The 13338-nt window shown below is 36.8% G+C and carries 11 protein-coding genes; 7 read left to right on the top strand and 4 right to left on the bottom strand.

Annotated features, from left to right (window positions below; genetic code table 11):
- Both FG390_RS13560 and aroB read right to left on the bottom strand, forming a co-directional pair.
- Positions 1-1557, bottom strand: a 1557-nt coding sequence (locus FG390_RS13560; RefSeq protein WP_141191578.1) for an SH3 domain-containing protein, incomplete at its 3' end; no start/stop codon positions are given.
- Positions 1558-1932: 375 nt separating this feature from the next.
- Positions 1933-3060: a 3-dehydroquinate synthase gene (aroB, locus tag FG390_RS13555; protein WP_141191577.1), complete on the bottom strand. Its 1128-nt coding sequence runs from the start codon at positions 3058-3060 to the stop codon at positions 1933-1935.
- A 314-nt stretch (positions 3061-3374) separates the two neighbouring features.
- On the opposite strand from aroB, the gene FG390_RS13550 reads away from it, so the two are divergent.
- The 4 genes from FG390_RS13550 to FG390_RS16090 all read left to right on the top strand — a co-directional run bounded on the left by FG390_RS13550 (position 3375) and on the right by FG390_RS16090 (position 6553).
- On the top strand, positions 3375-4292 hold the full coding sequence (locus FG390_RS13550) for a metal ABC transporter solute-binding protein, Zn/Mn family (protein WP_246092657.1): 918 nt from the start codon (positions 3375-3377) through the stop codon (positions 4290-4292).
- A 113-nt stretch (positions 4293-4405) separates the two neighbouring features.
- Complete coding sequence (locus FG390_RS13545) at positions 4406-5182, top strand: metal ABC transporter ATP-binding protein (protein WP_141191576.1); 777 nt, start codon at positions 4406-4408, stop codon at positions 5180-5182.
- Positions 5183-5215: 33 nt separating this feature from the next.
- On the top strand, positions 5216-6046 hold the full coding sequence (locus FG390_RS13540) for a metal ABC transporter permease (RefSeq protein ID WP_141191575.1): 831 nt from the start codon (positions 5216-5218) through the stop codon (positions 6044-6046).
- 378 nt (positions 6047-6424) lie between these two features.
- A complete protein-coding gene (locus FG390_RS16090; protein WP_258311675.1) occupies positions 6425-6553 on the top strand; it encodes a hypothetical protein in 129 nt (42 codons plus the stop codon).
- A gap of 168 nt (positions 6554-6721) precedes the next feature.
- Here FG390_RS16090 and FG390_RS13535 read toward each other — a convergent pair whose 3' ends face one another.
- The gene (locus FG390_RS13535) at positions 6722-7591 is read right to left on the bottom strand and encodes a CvfB family protein (protein WP_141191574.1); all 870 of its coding nucleotides are present in this window, start codon (positions 7589-7591) and stop codon (positions 6722-6724) included.
- 354 nt (positions 7592-7945) lie between these two features.
- Between FG390_RS13535 and FG390_RS13530 the strand changes: the two genes are divergently transcribed.
- The 3 genes from FG390_RS13530 (at position 7946) to FG390_RS13520 (ending at position 13000) form a co-directional block, all read left to right on the top strand.
- The gene (locus FG390_RS13530; protein WP_141191573.1) at positions 7946-10783 is read left to right on the top strand and encodes a 2-oxoglutarate dehydrogenase E1 component; all 2838 of its coding nucleotides are present in this window, start codon (positions 7946-7948) and stop codon (positions 10781-10783) included.
- Between the two features lie 169 nt (positions 10784-10952).
- On the top strand, positions 10953-12188 hold the full coding sequence (odhB, locus tag FG390_RS13525) for a 2-oxoglutarate dehydrogenase complex dihydrolipoyllysine-residue succinyltransferase (protein WP_141191572.1): 1236 nt from the start codon (positions 10953-10955) through the stop codon (positions 12186-12188).
- Between the two features lie 101 nt (positions 12189-12289).
- The gene (locus tag FG390_RS13520; protein ID WP_141191571.1) at positions 12290-13000 is read left to right on the top strand and encodes a Crp/Fnr family transcriptional regulator; all 711 of its coding nucleotides are present in this window, start codon (positions 12290-12292) and stop codon (positions 12998-13000) included.
- A gap of 62 nt (positions 13001-13062) precedes the next feature.
- Here the strand turns inward: FG390_RS13520 and yvfG are convergent, their stop codons facing one another.
- Positions 13063-13305: a protein YvfG gene (gene yvfG, locus FG390_RS13515; RefSeq protein WP_141191570.1), complete on the bottom strand. Its 243-nt coding sequence runs from the start codon at positions 13303-13305 to the stop codon at positions 13063-13065.
- Positions 13306-13338: the final 33 nt, after the last annotated feature.

Here is a 13338-nt window from a genome sequence, read left to right as displayed (position 1 = left end):
GACTGGGGTGTTTTTTGCCCAAGTGGTAAGGTGCTTACCGTTAGGCGTTGCTCGAATATAGATACCATCTGCTCCATAGCCTGGGTAGTTTACCTTTTTCTCAGTTTGTGGCTTTTTTACATAAGAACCAGAAACATAGGCATAACCTGTTTTATATTTAATTTTAAGCCAACTACCTGTTCGGACAACCTCTACCGTCGTACCTTTTTTTAGTGTAGTGAGTTTAGTTGCTTTGGTGCTTGGTGTACCCCTGACAACTAAGTTAGTCGTTGTTGTTCCTTTATATAGAACTTTTTCTGAAGATGGTGTTCTTTTGACATGTCCTTTATACGTATAAGCGTAACCATTACCATAATTAATAACCATCCAATTTCCATTTTGGGCATAGACATTAAATGGTGTTCCCTCTGGCCATGTGGCTAAGTGTTTACCGTTCGGCGTTTGTCTAATATAGACATAATCTTTGCCATAGGCTTTATAAGCTACAGGAGGATTTCCTTTTTTGACGTGAGTTTTGTACGTATAGGCATAACCGTTGTTGTACTTAATTTTTAACCAATTCCCTGTTTCTGCGACGACAGTGACTGGGGTGTTTTTTGCCCAAGTGGTAAGGTGCTTACCGTTAGGCGTTGCTCGAATATAGATACCATCTGCTCCATAGCCTGGGTAGTTTACCTTTTTCTCAGTTTGTGGCTTTTTTACATAAGAACCAGAAACATAGGCATAACCTGTTTTATATTTAATTTTAAGCCAACTACCTGTTCGGACAACCTCTACCGTCGTACCTTTTTTTAGTGTAGTGAGTTTAGTTGCTTTGGTGCTTGGTGTACCCCTGACAACTAAGTTAGTCGTTGTTGTTCCTTTATATAGAACTTTTTCTGAAGATGGTGTTCTTTTGACATGTCCTTTATACGTATAAGCGTAACCATTACCATAATTAATAACCATCCAATTTCCATTTTGGGCATAGACATTAAATGGTGTTCCCTCTGGCCATGTGGCTAAGTGTTTACCGTTCGGCGTTTGTCTAATATAGACATAATCTTTGCCATATGCTCGGTAAAGAGGGGATGGTTTTCCTTGCTTAACATGAGTTTTATACGTATAGGCATATCCGTTATAATACTTAATCTTTAACCAATTGCCTGTTTGTCCAACAACGGTAATCGGCGTATTTTTTGACCAAGTAGTAAGGTGTTTACCATTAGGCGTTTGACGTATGTATACTCCATTTGCTCCATAGCCTAGGTAGTTAACCTTTTTAAAAGAAGACGATGGCGATGACGTAACCATTTTCTTGACATACTTTCCAAAGACATAGGCTGATTTGTTTTTGTACCTAATTTTTAGCCAGCTACCACTAGATCCTGTGACTGTTAATTTTGATCCCTTGTTCAACAAACCAATAGCTTTTTTACTTGTGCTAGGTGTTGATCTTACGTTAAGATTGGCTGTTGCTGTATATGTAGTAGCCGCAAAAGAGATACTAGGTGGGATGGTACTAACAATTAGGAAAATAGCCATAGCCATAGCTATTAATTTACTAAACTTTTTCATTTTCCCCTCCTTTTTTATCCTTTTGTATAAGGTTTCAACGTCTTTATATTATCATAGAGAAGAAAAAATTGTAGAAAAAATTGTAGAAAAAAATCAAAACTTGCGATAATTAAAGCAAATTTACTAAGTCATAAGTACCTTGTTTAAGTGTTGCAGTCTATGAATAGGAAAAAGGAACCTAGTATGAAGTAAGTTTACTAGGTTCCTTCGTTTTTTTACCTTTAAGAATGGTAAAAGATTTAAGGAATAAAGTACAAGTGTGACTAGCATAATCTTCTTCGATTTAGCATCGAGTTGTCGCGAAGGTGAAGCCGTAGTGACACATTTTAGGCCTCTGTTCAGCGCCTTACAGGCTGACCAATCGGCAAGTTTTCTTTATAGGGATTGGATGGCTTGATAGATGAGTTCTTCACTAACAGGGACGGAATATGAACCGTCATCGAATTGTTTCATTTGTCCAATTTTGGACATCAAAACAAATCTAATTTGGCCGTTTCGGACTTTTTTATCTGTGTACATTTTTTTGACCAATGCTTCTGACGTAATGTCTCCTGGGATAGTAAGATTAAATCCTGCTTTTTTGAGTAAAGCATATACTCTGTCTGCTTCTTTAGCTTCGAGTAAACCTAAACTGTTGGCTATTTTAGCTTGAATAACAAGGCCAACAGCAATGGCTTCACCATGTAATAAAGTATATCCACTGAGCGCTTCCAAAGCCCGTCCTGCAGTATGTCCTAGGTTTAATATTTGACGGAGATTGGATTCTTTTTCATCTTTTTCAACGACATGAAATTTTATATCACAATTTTTGTAGGCGATGTGTGAACAAACATTGGCATTTAATATCAGTTTATCTGAAGTTAGGATATCTTCCATATGAGTTTCGAGAAAACTGAAGAAATGGCTATCAGCAAGACAGGCATGTTTAATCGTCTCGGCGAGTCCACTACGAAACTCGCGAAGAGGCAAGGTTTTCCATGAATCTAAGTCAATGTATACCTTGGTTGGTTGATAGAATGTTCCTATTAAATTTGTTGCGACAGGGGTGTTAACGGCCGTTTTCCCGCCAACTGATGCATCGGCTGCGGAAAGGAGCGTCGTTGAATAGTTAACATAAGGAATACCCCGACAAAACGTACTAGCAATAAAACCTGAAAGGTCAGAGATCATGCCGCCACCTAATGCAATGATGGCACTGTCTCTTCCATAACCGAGGGCTAACATTTGATCTTCGATGTCTGTTTTTGTTTCTCTATTTTTTGTTTTTTCACCGTTTGGTACCGTGAATAGATGACAATCGTATCCTGCCTCTTTTAATAAATGGAGGAGTTTGTCACCATAAAAATTTGATACAACAGAATCTGAAATGATGGCAAATCTATTTACATTTTTTATTAAGCCATGGTTTATATCTTCAACTAATTTTGGAAATAGTTGTCGTCCGATTTCTATATTATATGAATCATCGACAACTCTTTTTAATTCGACTTGGAATTGCGTCATGACTGTTATTCCCTCCGTTTTTTCTCTCTACGATAAAAATTTGAATTAGGGTTATTATAACGCACCAGTGAAAAAGAAAAAACAGAAAATTGAACAAAAGAAGTAAAATCGGTCATGCAATTAAAATAATGTTCATTTCTATGATCAGCTTCTAGCATGTCATAAAATAGGAAAACTTGGTTACAATGAATGAATAATGAAAATTACTTGACAAAATAAATCGTAACTATTACTATTTAATGTGCATTTGTTAATAAATCGTAAGCATTACGATTAAAAATACATAAGAAACGACTTAAGGAGGAAAGGACTCATTGGCAGGGAAAGACAAGATTCGTAAGTTTATAGGAATTTTTTTAATTTTAGGTAGTCTACTCCTCTTAACCGCTTGTGGTTCACAAACTAAGCAATCTAATCATGCATCAGGAAAAGTTAATATTGTTGTGGCGGAAGATTTTTATGGTGAAGTCGCAAAAGCGGTTGGTGGCAAACATGTCAAAGTGACGTCTATTATTAATTCGCCTAATGTAGACCCACACGAATTTGATCCAACTGCTCAAACAACAATAATGGTAAGTAAAGCAGATCTCATCATTTATAATGGAATAGGGTACGACAATTGGGTGGAAAAGTTGGTTGATTCAACCAATGAGAATGTGCCAACCATACGTGTGGGTGAAGATGTCATGAAAAAACAAGAGGGCGACAATGAACATCTATGGTACAATCCAGAAACGATGCCGAAACTTGCTAACTATCTAGCAGGTCGATTAGCTAAAATAGATTCTAAGAATGCTGATACGTATGATCATAACGCAAAAGCCTACAGCCAATCCTTACAACCTGTAACAGACTTAGTGAAGGAACTTAAACAGCCTAAAACAAAAAGTGTTGACGTATCAGAACCATTATTTGATAATATGTTGACGGCTCTCAATTATAAAGTAAAAAATTCGAAGTTCGCTTTAGCAGTTGAAGAAGGTTCTGATCCTGCTCCTAAGGATTTAGCAGCAATGCAAGATGAAATAAAGGGTAAAAAAATAGACTTCTTTGTCAATAATAAACAAGTAGAAAACCCGATATTAAAATCACTTCTCAAATTGGTTGGAGAAAAGAATATTCCTATCGTTAACGTAACGGAAACCTTGCCAAAAGGAAAAACATATAAAACGTGGATGTTAGATGCATTAAGGCAAATAGAACAAATTCAAGATCAATCAGAATCGAAATAAGCTAATAACAGCAAATTTACGAAATATACTTTTACTGCCGGTAACTCTCGATCAAAATAAGGGTTAACCGGCTCTTTACATGATAGATACAAAATTAAGGGAGTGAAAAAAAAGTGCTCAAAACATTAGATGTTGATCATATTAACGTCATTTTTAATGGCGAACGGATACTCAAAGACATCTCCTTTTCTGTCCATAAAGGAGAGATGCTAGGCATCATAGGCCCAAACGGTGCAGGGAAATCGACTTTATTAAAAGTCATCTTAGGACTCATTACTCCACAAGAAGGTAAAGTCGTCATTAAAAGTACAAATAAAAAACCTGTGATGGGTTACGTTCCACAGTCACGGTTAATAGATGCTGATATGCCCATTCGTGCATGGGATTTTGTATCTCTTGGCTTACCTAATATGATTCGTCCATGGTTAACGGGTAAAGACCGAAAAAAAGTCAGCAAAATAATGCAAGAAACGGACACGATTCATCTCGCAAAGAAACCAATTGGAAAACTATCTGGCGGTGAAAAGCAGCGTGTCTATCTTGCACAAGCACTTGCAAGGGATCCTGATGTCTTACTTTTAGATGAATCGACATCTAATTTAGATCCCGAAGCTCAAGAATCTATGACATCTCTCGTCCATCATCTTTGTGAAAGTCGACATATCGGCATTATATTTATTAGCCACGATCTACATTTGGTGAAAAAATATGCCCATCGGACTTTGCATATGACAAGAGGACATTATATTATTGGGAAAACGGAAGAGATAATGAAAGATGAGAAGGAACTTTCCCTGTGTTTGCATCCACCTTACTCTGATGAATCGATAACTTCGGTTGATCAACAAATCAATCAAGAGATCAAGGATGAACGCATTCGCACTTATTAAATACTGTTAAAAGTTTGGAGTTGATGTTTTTAGATGTTCCAATATGATTTTATGCAACATGCCTTCATTGCAGGCACCTTTGTTGCTGTTATGTGCGGGGCTTTTGGTGTCTTTGTTATGGCTAGAGGTTTATCTTTTATTAGTCATACATTTTCACATATCGGTTTTTCTGGCGCCTCATTCGCTGTATTTATGGGTTGGGATCCATTAACCGGGTTATTATTGTTTACAACAGTGAGTGGGCTTGCCGTGGGTCAAATGGGAGTTAAAATTTTTAGACGAGATGCGGCAGTAAGTGTCATTTTAAGTCTTTTTCTCGGTTTAGGTATCTTATTTTTATTTCTATCAAATAAGCAAACCAATTTCGCAACAACGATTCTTTTTGGCAGTGTTGTAGGTATCAGTCGTCAAAATGTCATCGAGATTGTTATCATTTCATTGATTTTATTAATCGTACTTATTTTAAGTTACCGAGTATTGAAGTTTGATTCTTTTGATCCAGCAGGTGCCCATGCAGCAGGTTTACCTGTTCGTTTTATTTCGATCGGATTTTTATTCGTTTTATCTATTTTAGTTGCGGAAGCTGTTCAAATTGTTGGTGCCTTGCTTGTTTTTGCCCTATTAACAGTGCCAGCTTCAGCCGCTCGACACTTGACGCATTCCGTTTTTGGAATGATCCTTCTTTCATCCCTCTTCTCCTTAATTGGGGTTTGGGCAGGTTTAAGTTTAAGTTACATAACGAACGTGCCTGTTAGTTTTTATATTACGATAATTGAAGCCATCTTTTATTTTCTAGCTTTAATATGGCAAACGGTCCGATTACGATGGACAAAAGAACGAACTTATAGGGCTAAAAATATATAAATCTAGTGTTTTTGTCTTCTAATATATCGACTAAAGAACCATTTTATCTCGCCTTAACGGCTAAAAAAGACCTCCACTGATGGAAGTTTCAGTCTCAAAATTTACTGAGGTAAATGGCTTTTTAGTTTAAATCATCTATTAAATGGGAAAAATGACTTTAAGTGCGTGTTCAAAAAGGTGACAAATTAGAAGCAAGAAGATCAAGGCGGCGCTGTTTTGAGGACCGGAATGTAGGTTTTTGCTACATGAGGACCGGAAAAACTAGCCAACGCCGAGATTCGTAGCTTATCATTTGGTGACTTTTTGAACAACCTCTTTAACATGAATGGAACATTACCGTCATAGTATTAAACCATCTTATAGAGTGGAGGGAAAGACATGAAAAATGAAAAAACCGTAGAAAAATTATTTGAAGATGTGTCGGTTTCCGATGTTATGATGGACTTTGCTGGTGTGGGGGTTATATGTGGAATCATTGCTTTGGCGATATTTGCTAGCCCGTTTTAATATTAAATAAAATTATCAAACTTAAGGGACCAACATGTGCTAAGCCTATGTTGGTCCCTTATTTGGTATTGTGAGTCTATATTTTCAACTATCAAGGAAAGCGTTTATTAGGTCAATTTGTGATGACATTTTGCTATCTTTAAGTGGAATAGGCTCAGGCATGATCTGCTATTCATTATTTTTAAAATATGTCCAGCCCTCTTCTTGATAGACTTTACCTTCTTTCATAAGTTTACCAAGAGCACGCTTAAAAGCACCTTTACTTAACTCAAATTTATTAAAGATATCGTCTGGCAAACTCTTGTCCCAAAAAGGCATGGCACCATTTCGTGAGGCCATATAATCGTATATTTTTCTTGCGTCTTCATCCATCGCTTCATAACCTCTTTTACGTAAGGTTATATTGATTGTTCCGTCTTCTTTGACTTCAATCACACGTCCTTGAACGGCTTGACCAAGTCTTGGTTCAGGTTGGTTATTGCGCTCGTTTTCATGTAAAAAACCTATAATACGATCCTCCGTAATGACGCGAGTACCTGTCATTAAATGACGATATACGTAAGCCGTAATATCGCAATTAAACATATCATCAGAAGCTAAAGCCGACATGGCTCTTATCGTTTCTTCATCTGCTAGCTTACCAAATAAACGATCCTTTTTATCCGTTTTAAGCGAAATGTAAAGCTTGTCCCCTTTATCTGGCCAAATAGACCATTCCTCAGATAAGTCATCTTTTGAGATGAGGATGTCTTTTGAGATACCAATATCAACAAAGACACCTAAACGCCTTTTTACTTCAACTACCTCAGCCCAATCATATGTATCAAGCGTAATGGATGGAATGGTCATCGTCGCACAAAGCCTGCCTTGGTGATCCTGATATAAAAACACCCGGATTTTTCCACTTGGAATGGTGCCTTCTTCTATATCATTGTGGTGAAGGAGGACTTCCTCTTGACCATTTGATAAAAAATATCCAAATGGTGCTTCGCGAACAACATCACATTCAATTATAGTTCCTGGATAGAGTTCATTCATGTTAAATAGCTCCTCTATAAATGTTATATAAAAAATGTCATTCATTTTCTTAAAGAATTATTATACCATGAATCGGCTTTAATTAATCTTTAGCAAATAATATCTAGAAAAGTGCTAAGTATTAGGCATTATGCTAAAATACTTTTATCAGTAGAATAGAGTTCCGAAACAAAGATATACAGTCATTTTAATATTAAATAGTATAAACTTCTCTCGAATGAAAAATCATTGATTTAGATTCTAAAATGCGTTGAGTAAGTAACAATAAGTAAAGAGGTTTACTTGTCATGTGACTTGACAGAATAATCAATCAATAGGGTTCTTAACAGAAATTTTTTATAAGGAGAGGCAGCTATGACATCAGAAAAACATATAAATTCCAATCCTTGGTTATCTTTTTCAGGACCTAATTTGGGTTATGTCTTGGATAAATATGAGAAATTCTTAAAGGATAAAAATAGCGTTGATCCGCATGATCGTCATTTTTTTGAAGCGTACGGACGGCCCGGTATAGGTGGGTTTGAAACAGCTCAGAGACCAGAAAGTGTCATGGATCATTCGATAAGCATAGAGCACGTTGTTTCTACGGTTAGATTAGTGGAAAATATTCGTACATATGGTCATCTGATTGCTCGTATCAATCCGTTATTCGATGTCAATAACATCCATTCTTCGCCTTCTTTTCTTAACTTGGAGGAGTATCATTTGACGATTGAAGATCTACAAATGATACCTGCTCACTATATATGGAAAGATGCTCCCAATTCTTTGAAATCAGCTAACGATGTTATAACTTTTTTAAAGGAAAAGTATTCTTCGACACTTGCTTATGAATTTAATCATGTCTATGAGCAAGAAGAGCGTGAATGGTTAACAAACATAGTTGAAAGAGATCATCTCCGTTTATCCTTATCTGATGATGAGAAAGTTCAATTACTGGAACGGTTGACTGAAATAGAGGAATTTGAACGTTTCCTGCATAAATCGTTTGTTGGGCAAAAGCGATTTTCTATTGAAGGATTAGATATGCTCGTTCCAATTTTAGATAGATTGATCGGTGTTAGTGTTAATGAAGGCAGTAAAAACGTCATTCTGGGTATGGCACACCGAGGGAGGTTAAATGTCTTAGCGCATGTCCTTGGAAAACCCTATCAGAAGATATTTTCCGAATTTGTCCACTCTCCTAATAAAGAAATGATTCCATCAGAAGGGTCTAAAGGGATCAATTTTGGTTGGACGGGTGATGTGAAATATCATTTAGGGGCTAATCGGACGATTGCTGAAAAGGGATCAGCTGAAGTTAAAGTGACATTGATGAATAATCCAAGTCATTTAGAATTTATTGGCCCTGTCGTTGAAGGCTATACGCGAGCAGCTCAAGAAGAACAAGTTAATAAAGGTCAAACACATCAAAATATTCAAAAGTCATTTGCTGTCCTTATTCATGGAGATGCAGCTTTCCCAGGTGAAGGAGTTGTAGCTGAAACGCTAAATTTAAGTCGTTTAAAGGGATATGAAACAGGTGGGACCATTCATATTATCGCCAATAATCAATTAGGATTTACGACAGATCCGGTGGATGCTCGTTCAACGAAATATGCAAGTGATTTAGCTAAAGGATTTGAAATTCCCATTGTGCATGTCAATAGTGATGATCCTGAAGCCTGCCTTAAAGCAGCAGACTTAGCTTTTCAATATCGACAAAGATTCCATAAAGACTTTTTAATTAATTTAATTGGATATCGGCGTTTTGGACACAACGAGATAGACGACCCCATGACGACACAACCTTTACTGTATAAGAAAATACAGCAACATCCGACTGTTCGGTCTATTTATGCAAAGGTTTGTGAAGAAGCAGGTTTAATCACCCAGAATGCCATACAAGACATGCAGAAGACGCTACATGACCAATTTCATAAAATTTATGACGATATCAAATCTAGAGATGAAGAGAAGGACTTTGAACGACTTAATTTGCTTCCAGCTAAGTTGCCTGAAGTAAATACGGCCTTACCACTAAAGATGTTACATGAGTTAAATCGTGATTTAATGGATTGGCCAAAATCCTTTCATCCTTACCCTAAGTTAGAAAGAATTCTGACCCGTCGAATGAAGGCACTATCTGAACAAGGGGTGGTCGATTGGGGGTTAGCTGAATCATTAGCTTTTGCTTCAATTTTAAAAGATGGACGATCCTTACGTTTCACGGGCCAGGATGTTGGTCGGGGGACATTTAGCCATCGTCATGTAGTATTAAAAGATAGTGAAAATGGAGAAACCTATATTCCATTACAACATCTAAATGAAGCTAAAGGTTCGTTTCAAATTTTCAACAGTCCACTATCAGAGACGGGTGTTCTTGGTTTTGAATATGGTTATGATGTTTTTGCTTCTAAAACTTTAGTGATTTGGGAAGCCCAATTTGGAGATTTTTCCAATGCGGCTCAAGTGATATTTGACCAATTTATCGCGGCTGGAAGAGCTAAGTGGGGGCAAAAATCAGGGCTTGTTATGCTGCTCCCACATGGTTACGAAGGTCAGGGACCTGAACATTCAAGTGGCCGTCTTGAACGTTATTTGCAATTGGCTGCTGAAAATAATTGGACAGTCGCTAACGTGACAAGTAGTTCACAATACTTTCATGTCTTACGGAGGCAAGCCTTCATTAAAGATCATGACTCAGTCAGACCATTAGTTATTATGACGCCTAAAAGTTTATTAAGACATGTCAAAGCAGCGTCAAAGATTGAGAAATTCTCCATGGGCGGATTCCACCCCGTCTTAGAACCGGATGATGCTTTCTATTCGGTTGATCACGTGGAGAGACTTGTATTATGTAGTGGCAAAATAGCTATCGAACTAGAGACTGAAAGAGAGAAGAACAAAGAAGCCTGTGTTTGGTTAAGGATTATTCGCGTTGAAGAGTTATATCCATTCCCTGCTGAAGAGATTGAACACTTGATATCTCGTTATCCCAATTTAAAGGAACTCGTATGGGTACAAGAGGAGCCAAAGAATATGGGGGCTTGGCAGTATATTGCACCCTACCTTCGTGAATGTGCGCCACATCATATTGATCTTAAATACATTGGACGACCTCGTCGTTCGAGTCCAGCAAGTGGTGAACCGGATATTCATAAACGAGAACAACGACGAATCATCGTTGAAACACTTAAGCAATCCAAGTAGACGAAAAAAACTTTTGCCTCTCCGTCATTTATTAAATATGGACAAAACCTTAACGGGAATCCATATGTAGGTGGTCTAATCATCAAGCGTCATTGTGTGTAATCTAAATGCGATCTTTAAAGAAAGATCATCTATTTGAAATTATCCGAGATATAGGGGGTATCATCCAATGTTTGAAATCATAATCCCAGAGCTTGCTGAATCAGTTACAGAAGGCACGATTGTTAAATGGCTGGTCAATGTCGGAGATGCCATAAACAAAGGCGATGATTTAGTCGAACTTGAAACAGATAAAGTGAATATTCAAATTACCTCGGAAGAGACAGGGGTTTTAGATAAAATCATTAAACAAGCTGGTGAGGCCGTTGAAGTAGGAGAAGTTATCGGTAAGCTAAAGGATTCAGCTCAAGTTGGTTCAAGCCCAAATAGAACAAAAACGGATCAATACGAAGAAAGTTCTTCAAATCAAGAAAAAGAAATTCAAAAAACATTAATCAAAAATAAAGTTGAAAATTTTCCATTAGCATCACCTGCAGCGAGAAAACTCGCTCGTGAAAATGGGATAGATTTACGAGATGTAAAAGCGAAGGACCCACTTGGTCGGATTAGACCATATGATATACAAAACGAAAGTGTTAAATCAGAATCTAATGAGAAAGAACCACCCGTTAGACCATCTTCAATTCGTGAACAAGAACAAAAGATTGAGCGAATTCCCATGTCCAGAAGAAGGCAAACGATCGCGAATCACTTAGTTCATGCAAAGAGTATAACAGCCATGCTCACGACATTTAATGAAGTTGACATGACTGAGATTATTAAAATTAGACAAAAAAAGAAAGAGGATTTTCTAAAGAAACATCAAGTTAAATTGGGATTTATGTCGTTTTTTACGAAGGCGGTTGTTCAAGCCTTGAGAGTCTTTCCACATTTAAATGCTGAAATTGACGGTCAAGACATTATCTTAAAAAAGTATTACGATATTGGGATTGCTGTGGGTGCAAAGGAAGGGCTTGTCGTACCTGTCGTTCGTGATGTTGATAAAAAAAGCTTTGCTGAAATTGAACAGGATATTGCTTATTTTGCAGATAAAGCACGCCATAATCAATTAACATTGGAGGATCTTCGCGGGGGGACATTCACAATTACGAACGGTGGAACATTTGGCTCATTACTGTCAACTCCTATTATTAATTATCCTCAAGTGGGGATACTTGGTATGCATAACATTCAAAAACGTCCCATAACGATCGAGAAGCCAGAAGGGGATGTGATAGAGTCAAGACCCATGATGTATATCGCGCTAACTTATGATCACCGAATCGTTGATGGAAGTGAAGCTGTTCGTTTTTTAGTCACAATAAAACAACTTTTAGAAGACCCTATTGGCCTATTACTAGAATAAGTGTATGATAATTGTCACACTTTGAAGATGAAAACACCGTCTTTAACCAGTATAATAAAGTTAAAATTTGTTGTTTTGTCCATCGGAAGGTGTGATTAAGAATGGATCAAAAGATTAATCATGCAATAAAAAACATAACGATATTCTCGAAGAAACATGCTGAATTACTTCGTAAAGTAATGACGGTTACGGATTATAAAAAAGGTGAAACAATCTATTGGGAAGGCGACGCTGCTGAAAAGTTATATTTCATCGTTTCAGGGATGGTGAAGGTGTTTAAATCAGCGGATGATGGAAAAGATTTAGTTTTAAATTATTTTTCAACGGATGATTTATTTGGGGAATTAGCTTGTTTTGGCCCTACAAATTATACTTTTACAGCTGAAGCAGCAAAAGATTGTAAAATTGGTGTTCTTAAACAAAGAGAAATTGAATTGTTAATGTTAGAAAAAAGTGAAATATCCATTGATTTTATTAAGTGGATGAGTTATATGAGTCAGTATACACAAATTAAAATGCGAGATCTTCTTTTTTATGGAAAAAATGGAGCGCTAGCTTCAACTTTAATTAGAATGGTCCATTCTTATGGCAAAGAAACCGAAAATGGAATTCAGTTTACAACCAACTTTACTAATTCCGATTTGGCCCAATTAATTGGATCAACAAGAGAAACTGTAAATAGGATGCTTCAGGCTTTAAAAAAAGAAGGAGCTATTAGTTACAATCAAGGTTCCATTGTTGTTAAAGATTTAGATTATTTAAAAACGATATGTCATTGTGAGGAATGTCCACTTCATATTTGTAGACTTTAAAAACAAACACCACATGAAGCTCTTTCATGTGGTGTTTGCTACTTAAATGAATGATTGAAGTGTCAGGCATTAGGGGTTTCATTTTTCATTTTTTCTTTAACCTTGTTGTATGCCTCATCCAAGTTTCGTACGCGTCTTACAAGTTCAAAATTTTTGTTTAAGTTATCGTGAATGATAGCAGAAACAACTGAATGAAAATAACTATTTGCAGCCTGCGTCGGGGTCATGACGTCTTTATTTTTTTCGATATGGAGAGTTAAAGCTTCAGTAAAAAAATCGACGCTAAATTTATCCGTATTTGCCATTATATAAGGTTCCTCCTGTTTTTTTTGTTTTTG

The organism is Terrilactibacillus laevilacticus (assembly GCF_006517395.1).
Taxonomy (GTDB): domain Bacteria; phylum Bacillota; class Bacilli; order Bacillales; family Sporolactobacillaceae; genus Terrilactibacillus; species Terrilactibacillus laevilacticus.
Note: the sequence above shows the minus strand (reverse complement) of the source record. Positions and strands in the feature narration are given on the sequence as shown.

Bases quoted from the DNA above. Each gene is read 5' to 3' on its own strand.
- FG390_RS13540 (WP_141191575.1), top strand. From the start codon at position 5,216: ATGTTCCAATATGATTTTATGCAACATGCCTTCATTGCAGGCACCTTT.
- FG390_RS16090 (WP_258311675.1), top strand. From the start codon at position 6,425: ATGAAAAATGAAAAAACCGTAGAAAAATTATTTGAAGATGTGTCGGTT.
- FG390_RS13520 (WP_141191571.1), top strand. From the start codon at position 12,290: ATGGATCAAAAGATTAATCATGCAATAAAAAACATAACGATATTCTCG.
- FG390_RS13530 (WP_141191573.1), top strand. From the start codon at position 7,946: ATGACATCAGAAAAACATATAAATTCCAATCCTTGGTTATCTTTTTCA.
- yvfG (WP_141191570.1), bottom strand. From the start codon at position 13,305: ATGGCAAATACGGATAAATTTAGCGTCGATTTTTTTACTGAAGCTTTA.
- FG390_RS13535 (WP_141191574.1), bottom strand. From the start codon at position 7,591: ATGAATGAACTCTATCCAGGAACTATAATTGAATGTGATGTTGTTCGC.
- aroB (WP_141191577.1), bottom strand. From the start codon at position 3,060: ATGACGCAATTCCAAGTCGAATTAAAAAGAGTTGTCGATGATTCATAT.
- odhB (WP_141191572.1), top strand. From the start codon at position 10,953: ATGTTTGAAATCATAATCCCAGAGCTTGCTGAATCAGTTACAGAAGGC.